We start from the raw sequence: 26,116 nt of genomic DNA, 5'->3' as shown, positions 1-26,116 counted from the left end.
AGAGGAATTGCCACAAGATACGATAAGCTAAAACGTAACTATCAAAGCGCTGTTGCTTTAGCTTGTATATTTATATGGTTGCCTCTTTAGCTCAATTTATCGGCTGTAAATGTCAACACACCCTAATGATTTTTGTTCGTGATAGAAAAAAAGCAGGCCACGGCCTGCTTTTTTAAAATGGATAATTCATTCATACTATTAACGACGTTGGTTATAAATCTGCTGCGCTGCAGGTAGATTTTTACGCATCGCTTCAATACGTTGTGAGTTTGATGGATGCGTTGATAAGAATGATGAACCTCCCGCACCTTCAAGCTTATTCATTTTTTCCCAAAGCGTAATCGCCGCTTGTGGGTTATAACCTGCACGTGCCATTAACATTAAGCCACCTTGGTCTGCACGGCTTTCCAAAGAACGTGAATAAGGCAGACCTATACCAATTTGACTACCCAACTGCGCGGCCGCAGTACCCAATTGACCGACATTATTACCTGCCGCACTTAAACCAATATTCAATGCAAGATCAGTTAAGGCTTGCGCTCCCAATTTACTTTTTGCATGCTCTTCAAGAGCATGGACCATTTCATGTCCCATAACTGCTGCAATTTCTGCATCGGTTAAATTCAGTTTATTGACGATACCTGTATAAAATACAACTTTACCGCCTGGAGCGACAAAGGCATTGACTTGGTCTGATTTCATGACTGCCAATTGCCATTGGAACGCTTGACCCGTTTGGTTCATTTGGTCTGCAAATGGGCGAAGTTTGAGGAATACTGAATTAATTCGTTTATACGTACTTGATGAAGTATCTAACTGATTTTTAGAACGCGCATCCGCCACCATTTTGTTATAACTTTGTGTTGCTTGCGCGTTCAATGTAGCAGTATCCGCTCCTGCCATATCTGCCACTGTCGCACAGCCCGAAATCGTCATTACACCGGCCATACACAGGCTCGTTAGAATTATTTTTTTCATTAAGGATACTCCAGACCATTAAAATATAAGTGAATTTATGGATATTATATTCTTATGGTTTGGAGCTTAAAACGAAGTTATAGCGACTTATAATAGTATTTATGTAATTTTTTTAAGCTGAAAATTGAAGAACCAACCAATAGACTAAACAAACCACATTCAAGCCTAAATAAACTTGCATTAATGGCTTGATTTTTTCTTCTAACTGTACATTTTTTCGCTTAAAAAATAGGACAGCATTTTGTATCAAAACTATAGGTACAAGAATACAGGCAATAATCACCGACAATCCAATCAGGGCTTGATAAATCAATTGTGGATCTTGAGTTTGAGCACGAATGATCATCATGGCAATAGTGGGTGCTCCCCCCATCGCAAATAATAAAGAATAAAAAATGGTCGTCGAAATATTCTTTTGCATCCTGCACTTCTCTTCCTAATTCAAATTGCATTTTAGCAACTCACCACAAAGTGTATAGCGTACTAAAATGCAACTTTAGTCTTGAAAACAGCCGATATTAACGACGTACACTCGATGGTGTCGCATTTTTATAATATTGCTGTGCTTCTGGCATCATTTTTTGCATAGCAGCAATACGGTCATTATTGCTTGGGTGTGTAGACATAAATTTGCTCAGTGCGTCGTTGCCACTGTTATCATTCGCATTCATTTTTTTCCACAATGAAATCGCCGCTTCTGGATTGTATCCAGCCTTTGCCATCATCACTAGGCCACCTTTGTCTGCGCGGCTTTCCAAATTACGTGAATACGGCAAGCCCACACCGAACTGACTCCCCAAGTCAAGCAAGGTTGCACCATAGCCACCTGCTGCATTACCTACGTATTGTGAACCGATACTCACCGCAAGATTGGTTAGTGCTGAAGCGCCAATTTTATTTTTTGCATGTTCCTCTAAGGCATGCACCATTTCGTGGCCCATGATTGCCGCGACTTCATCATCCGTGAGTTTGAGTGTTTCGACGATTCCTGTATAGAAAACAACTTTGCCACCGGGTGCGACATAGGCGTTAATTTCTTTAGACTTGATCACGGCAACTTTCCAATCAAAAACCTGACCCGTTTGATTCATCTGATCTGCAAATGGTTTCATTTTCCAGAAAACACGGTTTACTTTTTGATAAGTCGCAGACTTGGTATCGAGCACTTGTTTGGTCTGTGCGTCTTTCAGCATTGCGTTATAAGACTGTGTTGCCTGTAAGTTCAAAGATGCAGAATCAGCACCGGCCAAATCGGCAATTGTTGTACAACCTGATAAAGAAGCTGCTACGGCAAAGCATGCCAAAGATTTTTTATAATTCATCATGATCTCTAGTTATTTATAAAGAGTGTCAAATATATACAAAAAATTGACTGACTCAATATTTTTATGCTTATTTTTTTCAAAATCTTTATTTTTCCATTATTTAAATTTAATCAACTTTTTTGAAGTTGTATTCTTCGTTATATAAAAAAGCCCCGCTTTCGCGAGGCTTTTACATCTTAATTCAACAACATTATGCGTCGAATGGATGACGTAATACGATTGTTTCATCTCGGTCTGGACCAGTTGAAATGATGTCGATTGGACATTCAATCAATTGCTCTAAACGTTTCACGTAGTTAATTGCATTTTGTGGCAATTGATCTAGTGATTTCGCACCGAAAGTAGACTCAGACCAACCTGGCATAGTTTCGTAGATCGGTTTTAAAGTTTCAAATGCAAGCGCATCAGAAGAACCTACACAACCTGAATCAGCTGCTTCGTAACCTACACAGATTTTCACTTCTTCTAAACCATCAAGAACATCAAGTTTAGTTAAGCAAATACCTGAAAGTGAGTTCACTTCTACAGAACGGCGTAGAATTTCAGCATCAAACCAACCACAACGACGTTGACGGCCAGTAGACGCACCAAACTCAGAACCTACAGTACCCAAATGTTTACCGATTGCATCACCAACATCGTTCGCAGCATCATAAACAAGTTCAGTTGGGAACGGACCAGCACCTACACGAGTTGTGTACGCTTTAGTAATACCCAATACATAGTCAAGGTGTAATGGACCAAGACCTGAACCTGAGCTTACACCACCAGCAGTTGTATTTGAAGAAGTAACATACGGATATGTACCGTGGTCAACGTCAAGAAGTGAACCTTGCGCGCCTTCAAACATGATTTTCTTACCTGCTTTACGGTAAGCATGAAGTTCGCCAGTAACGTCCATCACCATAGGTTCGATGACTTTACGCCATTCGTCACATAGAGCGATTACATCTTCAACTTTAACGGCTTCAACACCGAAGAATTGAGTCAATTGGAAGTTATGGTATTCAAGAAGCTCTTCAAGTTGAGCTTTAAGATGAGCACCACCACGAACCAAGTCAGCAACACGGATTGCACGACGAGCCACTTTGTCTTCGTATGCAGGACCGATACCACGACCTGTTGTACCAATTTTCGCATTGCCACGTTTTTTCTCACGTGCTTGGTCAAGGGCGATATGGTGTGGAAGGATCAATGGACAGTTTGGAGAAATACGTAGACGTTCACGTACAGGCACGCCTTCTTTTTCTAAAACTTCCATTTCATGGATTAAAGCTTCAGGTGATAAAACAACACCATTACCAATTAAGCACAATACGTTGTCACGTAAAATACCAGATGGAATGAGGTGTAATACAGTTTTCTTACCACCAACCACAAGTGTATGACCTGCGTTGTGTCCGCCTTGATAGCGAACTACCGCAGCCGCTTGATCTGTGAGCAGGTCGACGATCTTACCTTTACCTTCGTCGCCCCATTGGGTACCAAGTACCACAACATTCTTGCCCATAATAGCCTCATTGCATCATGCTGTTAAAATTGGAAAAAACGTGCGTGCCCGCAGGCACATCCGCGATTAAATTTGTTTGATTGTCCACTCGCCATTTGCATTCACCAACTGGTGCGTTGCATACGGAGCCGAGCTTAAATCATCATTACCTAACAATTGAACCACACTGAACCCTTCGGTACGTGCTGCTTCAATTGCCTTTAATAAATCTGCTTCGATGCCTTTTGGAGCAACCAAAACTTGATTTTTCTGAACTTGACCAGCAGTTAATGCATATAAGTCACAAGAGAAACCTGTTGCTGGACGCGCACGGCCGAAGTGTTCACCAATACCGTCATAACGGCCACCTTGAGCCAATGGCGCAGCACGGTTTGGTGCATATACGGCATACATTAAACCAGTGTGATAGTGATATGAACGAAGTTCAACCACATCTATACCAATGTGTAAGTCTGGCCAACGGGCTTGGATTGCCGCTTGAGTCAATTTCACTGCATCAAAAGCCAGTTTAAATGCTTCATTTGCCAATACATCAGCCGTTAAATTGGCTTGCAATGCATCTAAGTCACTTGCAAAACGACCTAATGTATAGAAGTCAGCACCATTTGGAATGCTTTGTGTGAATTCAGCAAGTTCAGGTAGCGCTTTACGTTGATACAAGTCAGATAACTGACGTTCAACCGCTTTACTCAAGCCAGCTTGTTTCACCATGCTGCGGAATAAACCGACATGCCCTAAATCAAGATGGATACCATCTGCATGACCTGCTTTAGCAAGCAAGTTGATCATGACATCAATCAGTTCAACGTCAGCATCAATGCTGTCTGAACCAAATAATTCTGCACCTAACTGTAAAGGTGCACGTGTGGTATTAAAACCCTGTGGCTTAGTATGTAGTACTGTACCAGCGTAGCAATAACGAGCTACACCTTCGACAGGATGTACATGCGCATCAATACGAGCCACTTGTGGTGTCATATCGGCACGCACACCAAGCAAACGACCTGAAAGTTGATCGATCACTTTAAAAGTGGCTAAGTCTAAATCTTGATTCGATTCTGAAAGAGAAGATAGAGATTCGATGTATTCAATGAATGGCGTGTACACTAACTGATAACCTCGAGATGCGAGGAAATCTAATGCTTCACGACGCAAAGATTCAATCACTTGCGCCTGTTCTGGCAGTACATCAGCTACACCATCAGGTAATAACCATGTCTCTGAAATGGGCATGTTGTAAACCTAAATTCTTGTCAGCGCGGAACAAATCCGCATAAAAAAATCGGGAGCACACCCGATTTCTCCTAGTTTAGCACGATAGTTTTACGCTTGCACACGACTTTTTCATAAAAGATGCTTCAGCATTCATTACTTCATCAACAGCTTTAATTTTTACAACTAAATCCATGTTTATGCTTATATTTTAAAATTCTGTGAACGTTATTTTTTTAACCATTTGATAAAAAAATAATAAGCATCCTACTTTCTATAGATGAAGTTTTAAACAAAGTTATAAATATGATCAGGCTCAATAACTTAATTTAAGACTCGAACATCAATCCAAAGGAAGTGCTGTAGTTTGTTTAACGGCCTGTAACGGTATCTCTGTTTTTACATTTTGCACACTGGCGATCTGCGTTAAATGATGAATCTGAAACTTCCGATAGGCTTCTAAATCTGCCACGACGATACGTAAGAAAAAGTCACAATCCCCTGCCATGAGTTGACATTCAACCACCTCAGGCATCGTTTGAATGGCTGCAACGAAATCATTCACGGTTTTTGCATCTTGACCTTTTAGCCAAATCCGAGCAAACACAGTTAAACTTAAATTCAATTTTGACTGGTTCAGTAAGGCGACATATTTCTCAATATAGCCTTCATCTTCTAGTTGCTTGACCCGTCTCAAACACGGTGAAGGAGATAAACCAACAAGTTGGGCCAATTCATTATTTTGTAGTTTTCCATTTTGCTGTAATGCTTGCAAAATGCGTTTATCTATCTGATCCATCAATAAAGGCACTAAATTTCACAATAATCTTTATTTTAGCAATTTCATTGCACAATAAAAGCAATCTTTCACAAAATAGCTGCCAAATGCTGCTCAGATATCCATAAAATATTGCTTTCGATCTCGCTTCATGGAAAACGTCATGTTGATGTTTAGACAAAGTACACTCAATCATACCCATTCAGAGCATTCTATTGAGTTTAAACGAGGTCTAAAAACATCTATTCCAATGCTGCTGGGCATTATTCCTTTTGCATTAGTTCTGGGTGCTCAGGCAACACATAAAGGCTTTTCTAGTTTAGAAGTTCCGCTTTTGACTGGTCTTAACTTTGCAGGTGGTTCTGAATTTGCCATTTTGGAAGTTTGGACCAATCCCCCTAATATTCTCATGCTGATGTTTATTACGTTTTTAGTGAATAGTCGGCACCTATTAATGGGGGCGAGCCTTGTCCCGTATTTACGACATCTACCGAATCGCACGGTTTATACCGCTTTATTTTTTATGTGCGATGAAAGTTGGGCCGTAGGTTTGGCCGATGCGCAAAAAAAATCTAATGCTTTGGGAATTCAGCGCGCCTTTAGTTTAATGTTCTATGCAGGCTTATGCTGTGCTCTATATTTGATGTGGGTCGGCTTTACCACTTTAGGAGCAATGATCGGACCGATACTTGGCGATATTAGTCGACTTGGTTTTGATATGGCCTTCCCTGCTGTATTTCTTGTTTTACTACGTGGCATGTGGAAAGGCTTTAAAGCGGCGCGTCCATGGCTGGTCAGTTTGATTGCCGCATCTCTGGCTTATTTGTATCTCCCTGCGGGCTGGTATGTTCCGATTGGCGCAGTTACGGGTATTGCTTCTGCATTTTTCCTAATTGGAGATGATGTTGATCCACTCTAGCACCCTGATCGCGATTCTATTTATTGCCTTAACCACTTACCTGACCCGTATCTTGGGTTATGTGTTACTGAAAAACCGTAGCCTCACCAACAAACAACGTCAAATTATGGAAGTTGTTCCCGGCTGTGTGTTGATCTCAGTGATCGCGCCTTATTTTGTTAAAGATAATCCTGCTGATTTGATCGTGATGGCCATTACCCTATTTGCAGCATCACGTTTTTCATTATTGCCTACCGTTGTGATTAGCATGCTTTCAGCAGCCGTGTTAAGACAAATTTTGATTTAGTCCCATACGATCATATGTTGAAAAACGCGTGAACTAAGATTTGAACCCAATGACAATAAATATTGAGAATCATCTTATTGGATAAAAAAATACCCATACCTTGAGATTACATGCTTCATGCAGATATCGGGCTATGGGCAGTCTTCTTTATCTTTCGATTAGCTTTGATCGGTTTTGACCACTTTTGCCAAAAGGTTCACCAACTCTGCATTTTGCAATTCAACTTGCTGTAATTTGTGAGTGGTTTGATCTAATACTTCTTGCTGGATATGCATTTTCTTTGCAAGGTCTTGCATAATTTCCAAGGTCTTTTTCAGGTTGGCTTCTAGATGCACCACTTTTTCTTCAAGTGGCAAGGTTTCATGCGCGGTAGATTGCGATACGTCACGATTAAACTGTAGCCAAATTAAAAATATAACCGCCAGCGCCAATAATAAAATAAATCCCCAAAGTAACATCAACATCATGCTCAATACTCTTTATATATTTCTTTGACTTTCATCTTAAACAATAAATCGGCTGTGCTTGAATATTTTTTAAAGTTTTTCAATATTTTCGAGATACATCAACGACATTACGCATGATTTTTCATCTAATTTTAAAAAATAAAAAAACACCTACAAGCTAGTGGATGTTTTCTATATTGGATAAGTTTGAATTTTTATAGAGAATGAAAACTTTCACATAAATCGAGTAAGCGGTTCGCATAGCCCCATTCATTGTCATACCATGCGAAAACTTTTGCTTGTTTTCCTACCACCATGGTTTGATTCAAATCGACAATCAATGAATAAGGTGAATGATTAAAATCACTTGAGACCAAAGGTTCATCGGTTACTGACATAATTTCATGATAATCAAAACGTGCAGCTTTGCTTAACACTGTATTTAACTCATGCTTGGTGATAACTGATTGAGACACAAAACTTAAATCGATTGCAGCAACATTGATAGTCGGCACACGAATCGAATAGCCATCAATTCGATCTTCCATTTTCGGCATGACCCGTTTCAACGCACCCAGAGCTGAAGACGTCGTTGGAATAATATTTTGACCCGAAGCTCGTGCACGACGTAAGTCACGATGTGCATGATCCAATACAGACTGATCCGCAGTCACAGCATGAATTTCTGTCATCAGTGCGGTGTCTATACCAAAGGCATCATCAATGATTTTGACTAAGGGCACCAAAGCCTGCGTGGTACAAGACACACTCGAAATAATTTGATCCGTCGCTTTGACTTCATGATGATTAACACCATAGACAATCGCAGCATCAACACTGTCAAACGGCGCCGCACCAATTATCACACGTTTGGCACCTGCACCAATATGCTGTGTGGCTGCCTCTCTTGATCGAAATAAACCTGTGCATTCGAGTACCACATCGACATTCAGTCGTTGCCACGGCAAAAGACTCGGCTGTGGCTCATTCAACACTTGCACTTTGAGATGTACTTGGGCACAAGAGATGTCTAGAAAAATAGCGCCATCTTGTTCAAGAATTTCGACTTGGCCTGCAAAACGACCATGCGTGGTGTCGTATTTAAACAAATGCACCATGGTTTCCACATCAGCGACATCATTTATGGCAACAATTTCATAATGAAATTCTTTTGGATTTTCAAACCATGCGCGTAATACATTGCGTCCGATTCGACCAAATCCATTAATTGCCACTCTCTGCATGACCAATCCTTCGTTTTGAAACAAAAATAAAGCATCTATATGTTAATGGATTTCAACATGAAAACGTTATCATTTATTCGTTTAATGCTTATTGGGCTATATTTTTATAAAGCGTTAGCGCCTGTTTAGATCTAAATATTAGCTTCACTGAAAATGTACAGCACCAAGATCAAGTCCAAACACTATGATTAAATTGGATATAAACATTCAATTTTCCCAATGAACTGAAAAATATAAATGCAAAGCACCTTCACGTAGAGCATTTATCAACGTGCTGAATTTGAACATTGAAAACTTTCCAAGACATATAAATAAAACGCCGAAAACAGTGCTCACTAGATTAATCAATAAATACTTTCAGCGTTCCAAAGGTTTAAAAATCTAAAAATATAGGTGCTAAATTTAAAACATATAAAAAGTCATAGAGATAGCCGAAAATCATTGGTCACTACACCTTTTTCCGTTATAATTTAGCGTTTTTAAATTTTATGTCAGCATCTCAAGCCAGCTTTAAAATTTTGTAAGACTTGCTTGATATGCTATTACCAAATCGAAATTAGGAGAGACTTGGTTGTGAGTACTCGTTTTATGACATCAGCTGAAATTCGCGAAGCTTTTTTAAGCTACTTTGAATCGCAAGGGCATACACGTGTCGCGTCGAGTTCTCTGGTACCTGCCAACGACCCAACACTATTGTTCACAAATGCTGGTATGAACCAGTTTAAAGACTGCTTCCTTGGTCTTGAAAAACGTGACTACGTTCGTGCAACTTCTTCACAAAAATGTGTCCGTGCCGGCGGTAAACACAACGACTTAGACAACGTTGGTTATACAGCACGTCACCACACGTTCTTTGAAATGTTGGGTAACTTCTCATTTGGTGACTACTTCAAACGTGATGCCATCACATTTGCTTGGGATTTCTTAACCAACGAAAAATGGTTAGGTCTGCCAAAAGATAAACTTTATGCCACTGTTTACCATACAGATGACGAAGCATTTGATATCTGGAACAAAGAAATTGGTCTAGACGCTTCACGCATTATCCGTATTGGTGACAACAAAGGCGAAAAATACGCTTCAGATAACTTCTGGGCAATGGGCGATACAGGTCCTTGCGGTCCATGTTCTGAAATCTTCTTTGACCATGGTGACCACATTTGGGGCGGCTTACCGGGCACTCCTGAAGAAGATGGCGATCGTTTCATCGAAATTTGGAACAACGTATTCATGCAGTTCAACCGTACTGCTGATGGTGTTCTGCATGCCCTTCCTGCACCTTCTGTAGATACAGGTATGGGCCTTGAGCGTATTTCTGCAGTTTTACAGCATGTAAACTCAAACTACGAAATTGACCTATTCCAAAACCTACTTAAAGCTGCTGCTGAAATCATTGGTTTAGATACCACTGAACTTGAAGCAAAAGCACAAGCAGAAAACAAACCAGTTGAATACCCTGCTTCACTTAAAGTTGTGGCTGACCATGCACGTTCTTGCTGCTTCTTGATTGCAGACGGTGTTAACCCGTCTAACGAAGGCCGTGGCTATGTACTTCGCCGTATTATCCGTCGTGCAGTACGTCATGGTAACAAATTGGGTGCAACAGGTTCATTCTTCCATAAAATGTTGCAGCCGCTGATCGACGTGATGGGCGCTGCTTATCCTGAGCTTGCTGCACAGCAAGCACGTATCGAAGCACAGCTTTTGAAAGAAGAAGAACAATTCGCAAAAACTTTAGAGCAAGGTTTGAAATTGCTTGAAGGCGAATTGGCTCAACTTAAAGGTTCAGTGATTCCAGGCGAAACTGTATTTAAACTTTACGATACTTACGGCTTCCCGACTGACTTAACAGCAGACATTGCACGTGAACGTGATTTAACGATTGATGAAGCTGGTTTCGAAGTCGAAATGGCAGCTCAACGTCAACGTGCGCGTGATGCTGGTAAATTTGCTGTCGACTACAACTCAATTGTCAAAGTTGAAGGCGAGACTCAATTTGACGGCTATGACGCAACTCAAGGCCAAGGTCAAATTGTTGCAATCTACAAAGACGGCGAACAAGTTGATGAAGTTTTTGAAGGTGACGAAGCACTAATCGTTCTAAACCAAACTCCGTTCTATGCAGAAAGTGGCGGTCAAGTTGGCGATACAGGTATCTTCAAAAACGAAACTGGTATTTTTGAAGTTCAAGACACCAAAAAATCAGGCGGCGCATTTGTACACCAAGGCATCGTGACCATGGGTAACTTAAAAGCGGCTCAAGCGGTTGAAGCGATTGTTAAAGCAGATATCCGTGCAGCAACATCGCGCAACCACTCTGCGACTCACCTGTTGCATGCAGCGCTGCGCCAAGTTTTGGGTACGCACGTACAGCAAAAAGGCTCATTGGTTGCCAGCGAACTTTTACGTTTTGACTTTGCCAATGATCAGCCTGTTTCATTTGAACAGCTTCAAGAAATTGAACGCATTGTCAATGCCGAAGTGATTGCCAACACTGCTGTTTCAACTGAACTTTTAGACATCGATGCTGCTAAAGAAAAAGGCGCGATGATGTTGTTCGGTGAGAAATACGGTGACGAAGTACGTGTACTTTCAATGGGTACAACCAAAGATGAGAAAAACTTCTCTATCGAACTTTGTGGTGGTATTCACGTAAAACGCACAGGCGACATCGGCCTATTCAAGATCACTTCTGAAGGCGGTGTTGCTGCAGGCGTACGCCGTATTGAAGCCGTTACAGGCACTAAAGCTGTTGAAGCTGCGCAAAAAGCTGATCGTGACATTCATGCAATTAATGACTTGCTGAAAGCGCAAAAAGATCAAACTTTAGAAAAAGTTGAAGCTTTATCTCACACTGCGTCTAGCCTGCAAAAACAAATTGAACAATTGAACCAAAAATTAGCAAGCTTCCAAGCAGCTGAGTTATTAAGTCAAGTTCAAGAGATTGCTGGCCGCAAAACATTAATCACTACCGTTCAAGGTGTAGATGCGAAATCACTTCGCAACTTGCACGATGGTGTGCAATCTAAGTTAGACAATGCTGTGATCGTGATCGCAGCGGTTGATGCCGACAAAGTGAGCCTGATTGCTTCGGTTGCTAAAGAATACACTGCTGCTGTAAAAGCAGGTGACATCATCAAACACCTTGGTCAAGAGCTTGGTGGTAAAGGTGGTGGTAAACCTGATATGGCTCAAGGTGGTGCGCCTTATAGCGACAAACTTGAAGCAGTAATGACTGACCTCGTTGCATGGTTAACTGCAAAATAAGACCAAAAGTCCTATAGCTCAAAGTGACTCACCTCCTTTGAGCAAATCAACAGGTTTAAGCAGTGTGTTTTTTAATGCTGGATCCTGCTTAAACACTGTTGATGCGCGAAAGCGCAAACTCAATCATCATGTTGAAACCAATATTCAACCTCTGGCTAAATGATGAAAATGGAGTCTAAAAGGCTGGGTTCATGTGAATCCCCTGCAGACACAAAGTATCTATTTGAACTCCTCCTACCTTGGAGTTCATGAGCTACGTGGTATATTAAAATCGCGCTCAAGTGCGGTCTTAAAATATGTGTAAGTGCTTTAAGTCTTTAGACTTATTTACTTGGTAAGGATAGTTATGGCATTAATCGTTCAAAAATATGGCGGTACCTCAATGGGTACTCCAGAGCGCATTTTAAATGTTGCTCGTCGTGTAAAGCGTTGGCATGATCACGGTCACAAAGTTGTGGTTGTTGTATCTGCAATGAGTGGCGAAACCAATCGTCTACTTGCTTTAGCGAAAGCCATTACCGAAACACCTGATCCACGCGAATTAGACCAAATGGTGTCTACGGGTGAACAGGTAACGATTTCTATGTTAGCAATGGCACTTAACTCTATTGGTGTTGAAGCTAAATCACTTACAGGTCGTCAAGTTGGTATTAAAACCGACAGCGCATTTACCAAGGCGCGTATTGAAGCGATTGATACAGATGTATTGACTTCAAACCTTGACGCTGGACGTGTCATTGTTGTGGCAGGTTTCCAAGGCTTTGATGCTGAAGGTAACACAACGACTCTAGGTCGTGGTGGTTCTGACACTTCAGGTGTTGCATTGGCTGCTGCACTTAAAGCTGACGAATGTCAGATTTACACAGACGTTGATGGTGTTTACACCACTGACCCTCGTGTCGCTCCAAAAGCGAAAAAAGTTGATCGTATTTCTTTTGAAGAAATGCTTGAAATGGCATCACTTGGTTCTAAAGTCCTTCAAATTCGCTCTGTAGAATTTGCCGGTAAATACCAAGTGCCTTTACGCGTATTATCAAGTTTTGATAATGACGATGATGGCGCATTCGACGAAAACTTTAAACAAAACGTCGGGACACTAATCACCACTGAAGCGGAAGACAACATGGAACAACCAATCATCTCAGGTATCGCGTTCAACCGTGATGAAGCTAAATTAACTATTCTTGGTGTACCGGATAAACCGGGTATTGCTTCAAACATCCTTTCACCAATTGGTGATGCCAATGTTGAAGTGGATATGATTATCCAAAACGTTGAAGAAGACGGCACAACTGATTTCACATTTACAGTTAACCGCGGTGAATTACCAAAAGCGAAAGCCATTCTTGAAGCGACTGCACAAGAAATTGGTGCACGTGAAGTTGCAACTCGCGCAGACATCGTTAAAGTATCGATTGTTGGTGTTGGTATGCGCTCACACGCAGGTGTTGCAAGCAAAATGTTTACTGCTCTTGCAAAAGAAGGCATTAACATTTTGATGATCTCGACTTCTGAAATCAAAATTTCAGTGATTATCGATGAGAAATACTTAGAGCTTGCTGTACGTGCTCTACACACTGCATTCGGCCTAGACCGTGAAACAGGTGAATCAAGCGCACGCGCTTAATTAACCTTGCTGTGTGTCAAAATTTGTCATTGTTAGACAGATTTTGAAAAACATCGTAAAAATTCAGAGCCACTATAGTTTTTTTTATAGTGGCTCTGTTATATTAAACCTGAGGATTTTAAAATTTACTCAGTTTGCGACTGTCACAAAGATTGTTTCAGATGCACTGCTAAATTTTTTTGCTTTTACAAGTTATGAATTTTACATAACAGATCATTTGCAGGTTTTGCATTTTGCAAGGAGAGAAACATGCTGATTCTGACTCGTCGTGTCGGAGAAACATTAATGATTGGAGACCAAGTTAGCGTGACTGTACTTGGTGTTAAAGGTAATCAGGTTCGTATTGGCGTGAATGCTCCAAAAGAAGTATCTGTTCATCGTGAAGAAATTTACCAACGAATTCAACATGAACGCGCAATGCACGAACATCTCCAAAACATTGATCAAGAATATCAGCCATCTTTTGAAGAAACTGATTATTCACAAAACAACTATAATCGCTAAGATTTAAGTTGTTAAATGATAAAGCGGCTCATTAGGCCGCTTTAAATTTATCTAGAACATGCGTTTACTATATAAGTTCAACTGAGCTTAATTACTGCCCTTCTAGAACTTTACGTACGGGGCCAAAACTGCGGCGATGTTCATCAATCACCCCATACTGTGCAATCGCTTCGAAGTGCGCTTTGGTTGGATAGCCCTTGTGTTTCGCAAAACCATACTGTGGATATTTTGCATCCAGTTCAACCATTTCGTGGTCTCGAGTCACTTTTGCCAAAATACTCGCAGCCGAAATCTCTGGATGAATCGCATCACCGCCCACGATTGCATCACAGCTCATTGCTAAACCGGTTGGGACTTTATTACCATCGACCAACACGTGTTCTGGCTGTACATTGAGTTTTTCCACTGCACGACGCATTGCAAGTAATGATGCTTGCAAAATATTGATCTCATCAATTTCTTGTGCAGAACTTTCAGCAATCGCCCAAGCCAAGGCTTTTTCTTGAATCTCAATAAATAACTTTTCACGTTTTTTTTCAGTGAGTTTTTTAGAATCGTTTAAACCTTCAATCGGGTTATTTGGATCTAAAATGACAGCTGCCGCAACAACCGAACCCACCAATGGACCGCGACCCGCTTCATCTGCACCAGCAATTTTCATATATCTCTCACTCAAAATAAAATACGACCCTTAATTTGGATTTACTGATACTCAGCAAAACCATTGTCAGGGTCGTATAAAATGTTCTAAATCTTAGTTTTTAAATGTTTCAATCACGCAAGCATTTAAAGTATTTGTCACGATTTTAGCCGCAAGATTTGCTTGTGAAGTTTTATCCATTGCTGCTACAACCAAATCCGTTGCAGTCACGCTAGTTGTCGCTTTCTCGCCTACACATGAACACACTTCAGTTTGTAGTTCAGATTTTTGAGTTTCTGTTAATAATTTTGAACCTGTTTTCCAGTAGCTGTTGTTATTAAGCTCAGTCACGCATTTCGCTTGAACACCCACTTTAACCGCCATCATTGCCAAGCTGTTTGCTGAAGTTGTACCTGTAGAACTTGTACCTGTTGTACCAGTCGCAGCACATGCAGAAAGAACAAGCGCTAATGGCGCTAGAACAGCAACTAATTTTTTCACGAATATTTCCTTTGTTCTGTTAATTAACGCGCATATTGTGCCCCAAATCACACACCATCCGATATGACTATTTAAAATAAATTCGGTAATTGTGTAGTTAATCATCAAAGCCTGTGTTGCATATTCACAACACAGTGTCCCGATTTTAAACGACGCATATTTTTGTGGTCTGTATTAGAATCTGCATAAGATTGAACGCTTAAATAATCAACATGAGCAATAACACACAATACTACACTCGAACAGCTCAGGTCTTACATTGGCTGATGGCGATCATATTCATCGTGGCATGGTTAATTGGCTTTTATAGTGGCAATTTTCTGAGTTATGACGTCGATGGCAGCTTTAAAGGACAAGTCATTACCCTCCATAAAAATATTGCGACTACGATTATTTTTTGGTGGTGATACGAATCTTTTGGCGCTATACCCACCCCACACCTGAATTACCTGACAGTATGTCATCCGGCATGAAAACCTTGGCACATTTGGGTCATTTAGCACTGTATTTTGTACTACTGGCTTTACCGATTACAGGTTGCTTATTTAGCTGGAATGCAGGTCACCCTGCTCCCGTATTGTATTTGTTTGAAATACCACGCTTGGTACAAGATAATCCTGAATTATTAGCCATCGTGAAACCATTACATATTTGGATTTCTTGGGCAGCAGGATTGCTCTTAGTGGGTCATATTTTGGCAGCATTGAAACATCATTTTATTGATAAAGACCATGTGCTCAAAAGCATGACACGACAACCAAAACCCTAATAAAGACAAAAAAAAGTCACATCATGTGGCTTTTTTTAAGCATTATCTTTTAATTCAGCACTTGCTGAGCACAGCCGCGCATACTATTCAAAACCGCTTTAGAAATCAGTTTATTCTTTTCAGTTTCATTCACTGCAGCAGTCATCAGATCTTTCGCACCGATATCATCCATAGCATGCTCACTCACGCACTGACAAATCGCAGCTTGATTGTCTTTTTTCTGTTGAGCACTCATAAACAACGCAGCACCTTTCCAAATTTTAGAAGTATTTAATTCTTGCGAGCATTGATATTCAATCACAGGCTTTAGCATACGCTGACTTAAACTTGATTTATCTGCACTAGCAGCGGATGAAATCAATACTGCGGCTAAAAATGTAATCGATGAGGCAAATATAGAGCGATTTGAATGAGATAAAAGCATGATTTAAACATAAAAAAGGCAGTGAATATTCACTGCCTGAGATTATACGCTGATTATTAATTCAACGCTTCAATCTTTTTAATCCAAGCTTGTTTTTCAGCATCTGAAATAAATGATGCTTCAAAAGAGTTGATTGCCAGTTGCTTTAACTCTGCATTGCTTAAATCAAGTGCTTTGGTGATCGCAATGAAGTTATCATTCATATAACCACCAAAGTACGATGGATCATCTGAATTGACGGTCACATGCACACCTTGTTGCAATAGACGGCGAATATTATGCTCAGCCATATTATTGACCACACAGAGCTTTAAATTGCTTAGCGGGCAAACGGTTAATGGCATTTTTTCTGCAATTAAACGTTGCATCAAAGCAGGATCTTCTTCTGAACGTACACCATGGTCAACACGATTTACTTTCAGCAAATCCAAGGCTTCCCATACGTATTCTGCTGGACCTTCTTCCCCTGCATGCGCAACGATAAGAAAACCTGCTTCACGGGCTTTAGCAAAAACACGTTCGAATTTTGATGGTGGATGACCCACTTCACTCGAATCTAAACCGACACCAATAATTTGATCTTTATATGGTAAAGCTTGTTCTAATGTTGCAAATGCTGCATCTTCAGATAAATGACGCAAGAAGCACATAATCAGATGTGAGCTAATGCCCAGTTTTGCTTTGGCATCATCACAAGCGCGTTGTAAGCCATTCAAGACAGTTTCAAAAGCAACCCCACGGTCTGTATGAGTTTGTGGGTCGAAGAACATTTCGGTATGAACCACATGATCTTCTGCACATTTTTCAAAGTATGCCCATGCTAAATCATAAAAATCTTGCTCATGAATCAGTACATTTGCACCTGCATAATAAATGTCTAAAAAAGACTGTAAATTATGAAAGTTATACGCTTCTTTTAATTCTTCGACTGATTGATAAGGGATTGCAATATTGTTGCGTTGGGCAATTGCAAACATGAGTTCAGGCTCAAATGTCCCTTCAATATGCACATGTAGCTCTGCTTTTGGCAAAGCGCGAATCAGCTCAAGTTGATCCATCTCTTATCCTCATAAAAATAAAAAAGGGTGCAAACTGAGTTTACACCCTTTCGCTATTTGACAGTATTAACCGCCAAATGCAGCAAATTTCAATGCCCAAAGTACAGCAATAATCCAAACCATATACGGTACAGTTTTCGCTTTACCTGTCAGCAATTTAACCAATGCATAGCTAATGAAGCCCATTGCAATACCGTCTGCAATTGAATACGTAAACGGCATAAATACAATTGTTAAGAATGCTGGGACTGCTTCAGTAATATCATCCCACTCAATATGAACGATACCTTGAATCATCAATACTCCAACAAACAACAATGCTGGCGCAGTTGCAAAACTTGGTACTGACTGAGCAAGTGGTGCTAAGAACAATGCCAAAATAAACAATACAGCAACTACAACTGCAGTTAAACCTGTACGACCACCGGCAGCAACACCTGCTGATGATTCAATATAAGGCGTAGTCGAAGACGTACCCAATGCCGCACCCGCAACAATTGCAGATGAGTCTGCAAATAATGCTTTCTTCAAACGTGGTAATTTACCATCTTTTAATAAGCCTGCACGGTGTGATACACCGACCAATGTACCTGTAGAGTCAAATAAATCGACCAAGAAGAATACAAAGATCACGCCAATCAAACTTGCGGTGAATAGACCTTCGAAGTTCATTTGCATGAATGTTGGAGCGATTGAAGGAATAGCACCTACAACACCTTTAAATTCGTTGAAGCCCAGCAGGGTTGAAATTGCAGTAATCACCAAAATACTGATGATGATTGCACCACGTACTTTAAAGTGATGCATAACCACAACCATCAAGAAGCCAAGTAAAGCCAACAAGACAGACGGCTGTTTTAAATCACCCAGACTAACCAATGTTGCAGGGTTATCAACAATAATGCCGGCATTTTTCAAAGAAACCAGCGCAAGGAATAAACCAATACCGCCGCCGATCGCCAGTTTAAGCGACATTGGAATCGCATTGACAATCGCTTCACGGATTTTGAACATGCTGATAGCGATAAAAACAAGGCCAGAGACAAAAACAGCTGCTAAAGCAGTTTGCCATTCCACGCCCATACCCAAACATACAGAATAGGTAAAGTAAGCGTTTAAGCCCATACCGGGTGCTAAGGCAATTGGATAGTTAGCAACAAGCCCCATCACCAAACAGCCAATGGCTGCTGCTAGACAGGTTGCGACAAAAACAGCGCCATGATCCATACCCGTTTCGGACAAAATCATTGGATTGACAATAATGATGTAACACATTGTCAAGAAAGTAGTTACACCTGCAATGACTTCTGTTTTGAAACTGGTTTTGTTTTCGCTCAGTTTAAACAGACGTTCAAGCATGTTCTCGGAAGATGGATTAGGAGTCGTCATGACCTAGCCCCTATGAAGTAAACTTTATGCATATAAGCATTCCACAAAATTAATCATGTCATGTATTCATCATTAATTTTGTGTATGCCTAAGCAACGAATATGCCAATTCGGCAGATTGTAGGCTTTAAAAAATCCTATTTTCAACAACATACAACACGGTACAAATGTTGAAATTTGCAAACAAAAAAGCTGCATAAACCTATGCAGCTCCTCTATTTATGTCATTTAATTCGTATTTAATATCAATAAATACTGATCAAATTAATTTCGGCAAATTATAACACATTGATTTTTTAATGTTTCCACATTTTCATCGCTTTTCAATTTAGTAAATTTAAGACATTGTTTTCTTTATAAAGTTTCAAATTATTATATATAAAAATAAAATATCAATATTTAAACGAACACTTCAAGACCATGCTTGAGCTCAATGCAAAAGCAGCAAGATTGATTTTTTTTAGCGCATATAAGGTGATGCGCTCAAATCATCATTGAACACCTGATTAATTTCTTGCTGTCGCTTTAACTCTGCATTCTTATAAACACTAAACCCTAAAAACACAATGCTGAGTATAAAAATTGGTATCAGTATTTTTTTCATAACAAAATTTTATTCATGTTTAAATATTTAGCTATAATAACAAAAAACTTAAACAAAAAAGTGATGTATTTCACAATTTTATATCTTATTAAGTCATTTAATAAGCTATTTGTTCGATCAATGTTAACTTTGTAATATATTTTAGACTGATAGACAAGATAATAACTGAATGTTTTTTCGAAGCCTTTTCCGCAAAAAGCCTCAAATCATAGATCATTTCACCTGCGAAATTTAAAGCACGATCAATTTCACAGACCCACCATTACATCTCGAATGAAGAAGATAAAAAAAGCCGCTGAGTTCTAAGCAGCGGCTATTCATATTCTTTTCGGTCTAAGTTTTTCAATTTCGAAATTAAGCGGCTTGTTGTTCGTCTCGCTTAAAGACCAATTCGCCCTTTAAGCTACTCTCTGCATCGAAATAATAACCATCGGTATTGAACGACTTGATATCTTCAATACGTTCAATTTTATTTTCCAACAAATAACGCGCCATTAGGCCACGTGCTTTTTTGGCATAGAAGCTGATGACTTTATATTTGCCGTTCTTTTGATCCAGAAAAACAGGTTTGATGATTTCGGCTTTAATTTTTGATTCTTTGACCGACTTATAGTATTCATCTGAAGCGATGTTGACCAAAAGTTCAGAGCCGGCTTTTTCCAAATCGTCATTGATGAGATTGGTGATTGTATTATCCCAAAACTCGTACAAGTTATGTCCACGTGGGTTTTGCAACTTGATCCCCATCTCTAAACGATATGGCATCATTAAATCCAGTGGACGCAATAAACCGTAGAGACCCGAGAGCATACGCAAATGGGTTTGTGCGTATTGAAGGTCTGTGTTTGCAAGTTGATAAGCATCTAAACCCGTATACACATCACCTTTAAAGGCAAAGATTGCTTGACGTGCATTGGCAAAATCAAAATCAGGCTGCCAATCTCGGAAGCGCTCAACATTTAAAGTCGCAATTTTCTCACTGACACTCATCAAGCTTGAAATTTCACTTGCCGACAATTTACGTGCGACTGAGATCAATTCTTCAGAATGATCTAATAGCCGTGGTTGAGTGAATTTTTCAGTCGGTAAAGCGGTTTCGTAATCTAAAGTTTTTGCTGGAGAAATTAAAGCGAGCATAAACATCCTGATTAATTTTTAATTAAACAAACTATAACAGTAGAGTATTTTCAAATCCAATCTGTGTTTTAGATAATATTAATCTGTAAACTATAGACTCTCCCGCTTTCACATTTTAGTCATTATGTCAGAACAACTGTTCATTCAAGGGCCGATGGGTCAACTTGAAATTTTTGTTGATTATCCACAGGGTGAAGTGAAAGGATTCGCGGTAGTTACACACCCTCACCCATTGCAAGGTGGTACACCACAGCACAAAGTCCCTGTGCTTTTAGCGCAAATGTTCTTAGAACGTGGCTATGTTGTTTATCGCCCAAGTTTCCGTGGTTCTGGCCAAAGTGCAGGAATACATGACGAAGGCAATGGTGAAACTAAAGACACTATGCAAGTCATTGAATTTGCTCGTAACCAACATCCGAACCTGCCATTTTATGCAGGCGGTTTTAGTTTTGGTGCAAATGTCATGACTAAATGCTATGCCCTATTGCCAGTAGAATTGCAGCCTGTACAAACTATTTTATGTGGCCTACCAACCACAACAGTTGCAGGTGTGCGTCACTATGTGACTCCGCATATTAAAGGTGATATTTTATTTATTCATGGTGAAGAAGATAATGTCACACTGTTATCTGACTTGATTCAGTGGGCCAAACCACAGCGCCATTTAATCACGGTTTTACCAGGTGCAAACCACTTCTTTACAGGTTATCTAAAACAGCTTCGTATCGCGATTTCACGCTTTTTAGTATAAAAAATACAAAAAAATGAGTCAGCTTAACTGGCTCATTTTTTTTGCCTAGCGAACGCTCTATTCCCCCAATATTCCAGATAAACTGAACTACTCGCTTTTCGATTTATCCATTTTTTTGCATTAGTGATCATAATTCGTTCAACATGTAATGACCTAATCCGACGCTCGTTTAATTTTGATTACGTCTCAATTTTTTATCTAAAAACCAATAATTTACTTGTTTAAATAATCAACTACAGAAATAATACCGAGAAAAATTAAGATAAAATTTAGAGGGAAAAATGAAATATATTGTTGCTGTGATTTTAAGTCTAGGCATTGCAGCTTTGGTCTATTATTTTAATTCAACCCCATCCACAACGACAAATTTGCCAGCATCTACGGTTGCTGCGAACGATGGTCCCAAAGCCTATTTGACTGCGTCATACAAGATGAATGTCGATGGTCGTGATTTTAGCTTAAAGATGGTCTATGACTTTCCCAACAGCCAAGTGTGTGAAGCCCAACTCAACAGCACTGACACCATGAATATGATTTCAACCTTTAAGCAACGCTGTTCGAGTGACTCGGTGTGTAAAGAAGCTGAAATTTCGTCTTGTTCATCTTTTACCGATCAAAAATATAAAGATATGCTCGATAAAAACTATCATGACACCCATTATATTTATCTTAGCGATAGCAAATTGACTGATCAACGTGGTGTGATTGTGTTTTGGGGACTCAATGAACAAGAGTCAGAAAAAATGTGTGACTATGTGAAAAAGAGCAATCGAACCATTAATCCAATCAATATTGAATGTCTATAACCTTGTTCAATACATTCTGTTAAAAACAAAAAAGCAGCGCTATGCTGCTTTTTTATGGATGATTTTTAATTCAATTTTTCAGATCATTTTGTCATTTGTTTCCATTGAAACTCACTATATGACTCTTCTTCTTTTAAACTGTTTTCGACTGCTTGAGCCAATTGGTTCAATAAACTTTGCTCAGTAATACGATCTAACCAATCTTGGTCTTCATCTGGATAAGAGGTAATTTCACAGACTAAACGACCTGATTCATCCTGCCCCTGACATGTCACTGAAAGCGGCAATTCATGCTGATCGACACTGACTGCAATCTGATCACCACTTTGCGATAACGTTTGAAAGCCATAACGCTCTAATTTATTTGCCAATAATTCAGCAACCTGAGTTTGCGTATCAGCACTGCTTTCAACTCGATTTGACTCGCTATGCGCGGTGAATTGTAGTTTTCTCATGTATCTATCCAAAGACATTCTTGTTGTATGGTTTTAGCATAAGCAATTAAAACCAAACAGCCAAGCATTTGCTTGGCTGTTGTTGAATAAATATACAAATTTAGTGAATTATTTATTCACTTACCACAATCGTTAAACCGGCTTGAGTCGCTAGCTCTGTAAATGTCGGGAAGCTGGTCGCAACAGTTTCTGTACCCACGATATTAATTTCACCCGAAGTACGTAAACCTGCCATTGAGAAGCTCATTGCAATACGGTGGTCATGATGTGATTCGATTTGACCACCTGTGAAGATTGCACCCCACTCACCCGCTTTGCCTTGACCTTCAATGATAATGCCGTCCTCGGTTGGCGTACAATCGATACCCATAATTTTTAGGCCATCTGCCATCACTTGAATACGATCCGACTCTTTCACTCGAAGTTCAGCTGCACCAGTCAAAATGGTTTGACCCTCTGCACATGCAGCAGCAATAAATAACGCTGGGAATTCATCAATCGCTAATGGCACTTGATCTTCTGGCATATGAATGCCTTTGAGTGTACGTGAACCACGAATACGAATATCTGCAATCGGCTCACCACCAGCGATACGCTCATTTTCAACAGTCAGGTCAGCACCCATCTGTTTTAAAATTTCGATCACACCTGTACGTGTTGGATTAATGCCAACCGCTTCGAGTGTGACATCTGAACCTTCAGTAATCGCTGCACCCACCATAAAGAATGCTGCAGATGAAATGTCAGAGGGTACTTGAATGTCTGTACCGACTAACTTGCCGCCACCTTGAAGTGAAATGCGGTTGCCTTCTGTTTTCACGTCATAACCAAATGCACGAAGCATACGCTCTGAATGGTCACGTGTTGGTTCCGGCTCAGTGACAACAGTTTCACCTTCCGCCCAAAGACCAGCCAACAAAATACCGGATTTTACTTGTGCAGATGCCATTGGTAAGTCGTAATGAATACCTTTCAGGTTTTGACTTCCGGAAATAGACACGGGCGGCGTACCACGCTCACCTGTAGTTTGAATTTGCGCACCCATTTCACGTAATGGTTTGGCAATACGTTCCATTGGACGTTTTGATAATGACGCATCACCCGTCATCACCGAATCAAACTTCTGTGCCGACAACATGCCTGAAAGCAAACGCATTGAAGTGCCTGAGTTACCCATATACAAAGCGCCTGCAGGTGCTTTTAAACCATGCATGCCTACACCATGAATGGTGACTTCGCCATTTTTAGGGCCTTCAATACTCACTCCCATATCACGGAATGCTTGGAGGGTTGCCAAGGCATCTTCACCTTCAAGGAAACCCGTGACATGCGTTGTGCCTTCTGCAATAGCACCAAACATGATAGAGCGATGTGACACAGATTTATCACCTGGCACAGTAAATTTACCTTGGAATTGCTTTGGACCCGGTAAAATTTTGAATTGCTGTGTCGTCACTTTATTTTTCTCCATCAGTGGTTTCTTTGCGAGCATGTGATTGAAATGTTGACGTGCCGCTTGTGCATGCCCCAACAGTCCCATCAACGCTTGTGAGTTTTCATCTTCAATCAGTTTACGAAGAATAGCCAATTGTTTTTCAAAGCCATCTACCGCATTTAAAATTGCCTTTTTATTGGCAAAAAAGATGTCATGCCACATATGTGGGTCGCTTGCAGCAATGCGTGAGAAATCACGAAAACCGCCAGCGGCATAACGGAAAATATCTAGATTATCTTCTCGGTTCGCAAGTTGCTCAACCAAGTTAAATGCCATCAAATGCGGAAGATGACTGGTATGGGCCAACACTTCATCGTGTTTTTCCACATCCATGCAAATCACTTCCGCTTTGGCAGCTTGCCACAATTGAATCAGTTTCTCTACAGCCCAATCTGCACTGCTAGGTAAAGGTGTCAAAATCACTTTGTGATTGGCAAATAAATCCACTTTACCAGCATGCACACCTGTCAGTTCAGCCCCCGCAATCGGATGCCCCGGTACAAAACCAGCAGGTAATTGCTCACCATAGACCGCTTTCGCTGCATCAACGACATTGCCTTTGGTACTCCCAACATCGGTAATAATCGTCTGTTCGGATAGATAAGGTTTGATCACCTCAAGGACTTTTTGTGTCGCACGAACAGGTAAAGCCAAGACAACGAGATCTGCACCTTTGACCGCTTCAGCAGGATCGCTATAACCCTGCTGAATAAGTCCTAAAGCTTTTGCATCTTCTAAAGTTTTTTGTGAACGCGTAGACGCCACAATTTCCTTAGCCAATCCTTCAGCAATCATGACACGAGCTAGGCTTGAGCCAATTAGCCCAAGCCCAATAAAAGCAACTTTTTCAAATAGTGGTACAGACATGACTTAAGCTTTAGCCTCTAAGCCCAAAACTTTAGCCAATGCCGCTAAGAATTTAGCATTTTCAGCTTCAGTCCCAATTGATACACGTAAATGCTCGGGGATACCAACTGGACGAACAATCACACCTTCTTTTAATAAAGCATTGAAAGTCTGTGCAGGATCTGCTTTTACATTAACTAAAATGAAGTTGGCACGTGAAGGCACATACGCTAAACCTAAAGCATCAAAGCCTGACTCAAGTTGAGCCATACCCGCTTTGTTCACTACGCGTGATTTTTCAATAAACTCTTCATCTTTAAGTGCAGCAACTGCAGCCACCATCGCAAGATGGTTCACGTTAAATGGTTGACGAATACGATTAAGGAAATCCGTCACTTCAACTGAAGCCAAAGCAAAACCAACACGTAGCGCAGCCAAGCCATAGCATTTTGACATGGTACGGCTAACGATTAAGTTTGCGTATTGATCTAAGAATTTCAAGCTGTTGAAGTTTTCTGGGAAATATTCCACATAAGCTTCATCTAAAACCACGATCACATTTGCAGGTACTTTTTGCATGAACGCTTCAAATTCAGCTTCTTCAAACCATGTACCTGTTGGATTATTTGGGTTCGCAATAAAAATCAATTTAGTATTGTCTTTAATTGCCGCAGCCATTGCATCTAGGTCATGTGAAAAACCTTTTGCAGGCACTTCAATCGCTTCAGCATTAATGGCTTGTGTCACCAGACCATACACAGCAAATGCGTGTTGGCTATACACCACAGAGTCTTGCTCTGAAACAAAAGCACGAGCGAAAATTTCTAGAAGATCGTTTGAACCATTACCCAACGTAATGCGGTCATGTGCAATACCAAATTGTTTTTCAACTTGGTCTTTCAAAATAAAACCGCCACCATCCGGATATCGACCAATTTCTGCAAGTTCAGCAGCAACCGCTTCTTTCACTTTGTCAGAACAACCCAATGGGTTTTCATTTGATGCGAGTTTTACGATATCTGTAATACCCAACTCACGCTCAAGTTCACTAATTGGTTTACCTGGTTGGTAAGGCTTTAGCTTTGCAATGCCTTCATTGGCTGGGACAAACGTCATTTTACACTTCCAGTTTTTTCAAATGATGAA

The 26,116-nt window shown here is 40.3% G+C and carries 24 protein-coding genes and 2 pseudogenes; 9 read left to right on the top strand and 17 right to left on the bottom strand.

Annotated features, from left to right (window positions below):
* Window positions 1-90 (top strand): annotated as a pseudogene (locus FTU36_RS12085) (IS5/IS1182 family transposase); the annotation flags it as partial.
* A 108-nt stretch (window positions 91-198) separates the two neighbouring features.
* Here FTU36_RS12085 and FTU36_RS12080 read toward each other — a convergent pair.
* The 6 genes from FTU36_RS12080 to FTU36_RS12055 form a co-directional block, all read right to left on the bottom strand.
* A complete protein-coding gene (locus FTU36_RS12080; RefSeq protein WP_111885895.1) occupies window positions 199-978 on the bottom strand; it encodes a M48 family metallopeptidase in 780 nt (259 codons plus the stop codon).
* Window positions 979-1,090: 112 nt separating this feature from the next.
* Window positions 1,091-1,399: a hypothetical protein gene (locus FTU36_RS12075; RefSeq protein ID WP_180059773.1), complete on the bottom strand. Its 309-nt coding sequence runs from the start codon at window positions 1,397-1,399 to the stop codon at window positions 1,091-1,093.
* 97 nt (window positions 1,400-1,496) lie between these two features.
* The gene (locus FTU36_RS12070) at window positions 1,497-2,300 is read right to left on the bottom strand and encodes a M48 family metallopeptidase (protein WP_180103165.1); all 804 of its coding nucleotides are present in this window, start codon (window positions 2,298-2,300) and stop codon (window positions 1,497-1,499) included.
* 193 nt (window positions 2,301-2,493) lie between these two features.
* Window positions 2,494-3,813, bottom strand: coding sequence for an adenylosuccinate synthase (locus tag FTU36_RS12065; protein WP_078189071.1), 1,320 nt, complete (start codon window positions 3,811-3,813; stop codon window positions 2,494-2,496).
* A gap of 66 nt (window positions 3,814-3,879) precedes the next feature.
* Window positions 3,880-5,046 carry an ATP phosphoribosyltransferase regulatory subunit gene (locus tag FTU36_RS12060; RefSeq protein ID WP_180042080.1) on the bottom strand — a complete coding sequence of 389 codons (1,167 nt, stop codon included), beginning with the start codon at window positions 5,044-5,046 and terminating at the stop codon, window positions 3,880-3,882.
* A 322-nt stretch (window positions 5,047-5,368) separates the two neighbouring features.
* Window positions 5,369-5,824: an Lrp/AsnC family transcriptional regulator gene (locus tag FTU36_RS12055; protein WP_078189073.1), complete on the bottom strand. Its 456-nt coding sequence runs from the start codon at window positions 5,822-5,824 to the stop codon at window positions 5,369-5,371.
* Window positions 5,825-5,966: 142 nt separating this feature from the next.
* On the opposite strand from FTU36_RS12055, the gene FTU36_RS12050 reads away from it, so the two are divergent.
* Window positions 5,967-6,722 carry an AzlC family ABC transporter permease gene (locus tag FTU36_RS12050; protein ID WP_180118061.1) on the top strand — a complete coding sequence of 252 codons (756 nt, stop codon included), beginning with the start codon at window positions 5,967-5,969 and terminating at the stop codon, window positions 6,720-6,722.
* Window positions 6,709-7,008 carry an AzlD family protein gene (locus FTU36_RS12045; protein WP_180003989.1) on the top strand — a complete coding sequence of 100 codons (300 nt, stop codon included), beginning with the start codon at window positions 6,709-6,711 and terminating at the stop codon, window positions 7,006-7,008. The genes FTU36_RS12050 and FTU36_RS12045 overlap by 14 nt, the downstream gene beginning before the upstream one ends.
* 158 nt (window positions 7,009-7,166) lie before the next feature.
* Here the strand turns inward: FTU36_RS12045 and FTU36_RS12040 are convergent, their stop codons facing one another.
* Together FTU36_RS12040 and FTU36_RS12035 are read right to left on the bottom strand one after the other, a co-directional pair.
* Window positions 7,167-7,469, bottom strand: a complete 303-nt coding sequence (locus FTU36_RS12040; RefSeq protein WP_078189224.1) for a hypothetical protein — start codon at window positions 7,467-7,469, stop codon at window positions 7,167-7,169.
* Window positions 7,470-7,669: 200 nt separating this feature from the next.
* Entirely contained in the window at window positions 7,670-8,698 is a 1,029-nt protein-coding gene (locus FTU36_RS12035; RefSeq protein ID WP_180118059.1) for a type I glyceraldehyde-3-phosphate dehydrogenase, read from the bottom strand.
* A 573-nt stretch (window positions 8,699-9,271) separates the two neighbouring features.
* Between FTU36_RS12035 and alaS the strand changes: the two genes are divergently transcribed.
* From alaS to csrA, 3 genes are all read left to right on the top strand, one after another.
* Entirely contained in the window at window positions 9,272-11,965 is a 2,694-nt protein-coding gene (gene alaS / locus FTU36_RS12030) for an alanine--tRNA ligase (protein WP_180118057.1), read from the top strand.
* Between the two features lie 346 nt (window positions 11,966-12,311).
* Window positions 12,312-13,592 carry an aspartate kinase gene (locus tag FTU36_RS12025; RefSeq protein WP_078189079.1) on the top strand — a complete coding sequence of 427 codons (1,281 nt, stop codon included), beginning with the start codon at window positions 12,312-12,314 and terminating at the stop codon, window positions 13,590-13,592.
* A gap of 249 nt (window positions 13,593-13,841) precedes the next feature.
* Window positions 13,842-14,096 carry a carbon storage regulator CsrA gene (gene csrA / locus FTU36_RS12020; protein ID WP_078189080.1) on the top strand — a complete coding sequence of 85 codons (255 nt, stop codon included), beginning with the start codon at window positions 13,842-13,844 and terminating at the stop codon, window positions 14,094-14,096.
* Window positions 14,097-14,187: 91 nt separating this feature from the next.
* Here csrA and rnhB read toward each other — a convergent pair whose 3' ends face one another.
* Window positions 14,188-14,757, bottom strand: a complete 570-nt coding sequence (gene rnhB / locus FTU36_RS12015) for a ribonuclease HII (protein ID WP_168379347.1) — start codon at window positions 14,755-14,757, stop codon at window positions 14,188-14,190.
* 93 nt (window positions 14,758-14,850) lie between these two features.
* On the bottom strand, window positions 14,851-15,237 hold the full coding sequence (locus tag FTU36_RS12010; RefSeq protein ID WP_168379346.1) for a hypothetical protein: 387 nt from the start codon (window positions 15,235-15,237) through the stop codon (window positions 14,851-14,853).
* A gap of 212 nt (window positions 15,238-15,449) precedes the next feature.
* Here FTU36_RS12010 and FTU36_RS12005 point away from each other — a divergent pair.
* Window positions 15,450-16,006, top strand: a pseudogene (locus tag FTU36_RS12005) (cytochrome b).
* Window positions 16,007-16,055: 49 nt separating this feature from the next.
* On the opposite strand, the gene FTU36_RS12000 reads toward FTU36_RS12005, so the two are convergent.
* The 4 genes from FTU36_RS12000 to yaaA form a co-directional block, all read right to left on the bottom strand.
* Window positions 16,056-16,430: a hypothetical protein gene (locus FTU36_RS12000; RefSeq protein ID WP_180027218.1), complete on the bottom strand. Its 375-nt coding sequence runs from the start codon at window positions 16,428-16,430 to the stop codon at window positions 16,056-16,058.
* Window positions 16,431-16,486: 56 nt separating this feature from the next.
* Window positions 16,487-17,488, bottom strand: coding sequence for an adenosine deaminase (locus FTU36_RS11995; RefSeq protein ID WP_180020853.1), 1,002 nt, complete (start codon window positions 17,486-17,488; stop codon window positions 16,487-16,489).
* 66 nt (window positions 17,489-17,554) lie between these two features.
* Window positions 17,555-18,877: an NCS2 family permease gene (locus tag FTU36_RS11990; protein ID WP_180118055.1), complete on the bottom strand. Its 1,323-nt coding sequence runs from the start codon at window positions 18,875-18,877 to the stop codon at window positions 17,555-17,557.
* Between the two features lie 957 nt (window positions 18,878-19,834).
* Window positions 19,835-20,617 carry a peroxide stress protein YaaA gene (gene yaaA / locus FTU36_RS11985; protein ID WP_180074071.1) on the bottom strand — a complete coding sequence of 261 codons (783 nt, stop codon included), beginning with the start codon at window positions 20,615-20,617 and terminating at the stop codon, window positions 19,835-19,837.
* A 124-nt stretch (window positions 20,618-20,741) separates the two neighbouring features.
* Here yaaA and FTU36_RS11980 point away from each other — a divergent pair, with 124 nt between their 5' ends.
* Window positions 20,742-21,368 carry an alpha/beta hydrolase gene (locus tag FTU36_RS11980; RefSeq protein ID WP_180074072.1) on the top strand — a complete coding sequence of 209 codons (627 nt, stop codon included), beginning with the start codon at window positions 20,742-20,744 and terminating at the stop codon, window positions 21,366-21,368.
* Between the two features lie 281 nt (window positions 21,369-21,649).
* A complete protein-coding gene (locus FTU36_RS11975) occupies window positions 21,650-22,174 on the top strand; it encodes a hypothetical protein (protein WP_180020849.1) in 525 nt (174 codons plus the stop codon).
* 83 nt (window positions 22,175-22,257) lie between these two features.
* Here FTU36_RS11975 and FTU36_RS11970 read toward each other — a convergent pair whose 3' ends face one another.
* The 3 genes from FTU36_RS11970 to hisC all read right to left on the bottom strand — a co-directional run bounded on the left by FTU36_RS11970 (window position 22,258) and on the right by hisC (window position 26,086).
* On the bottom strand, window positions 22,258-22,629 hold the full coding sequence (locus FTU36_RS11970) for a hypothetical protein (RefSeq protein WP_078189090.1): 372 nt from the start codon (window positions 22,627-22,629) through the stop codon (window positions 22,258-22,260).
* A gap of 112 nt (window positions 22,630-22,741) precedes the next feature.
* Window positions 22,742-24,991, bottom strand: coding sequence for a bifunctional prephenate dehydrogenase/3-phosphoshikimate 1-carboxyvinyltransferase (locus FTU36_RS11965; protein WP_180118053.1), 2,250 nt, complete (start codon window positions 24,989-24,991; stop codon window positions 22,742-22,744).
* 3 nt (window positions 24,992-24,994) lie between these two features.
* A complete protein-coding gene (gene hisC, locus FTU36_RS11960) occupies window positions 24,995-26,086 on the bottom strand; it encodes a histidinol-phosphate transaminase (protein WP_180118051.1) in 1,092 nt (363 codons plus the stop codon).
* Window positions 26,087-26,116 lie beyond the last annotated feature (30 nt).

The sequence above is a fragment of the Acinetobacter sp. YH12096 genome, assembly GCF_013419215.1.
GTDB lineage: Bacteria > Pseudomonadota > Gammaproteobacteria > Pseudomonadales > Moraxellaceae > Acinetobacter > Acinetobacter amyesii.
The sequence above is the reverse complement of the archived record's forward strand: the minus strand, read 5'-3'. Positions and strand labels throughout refer to the sequence as shown.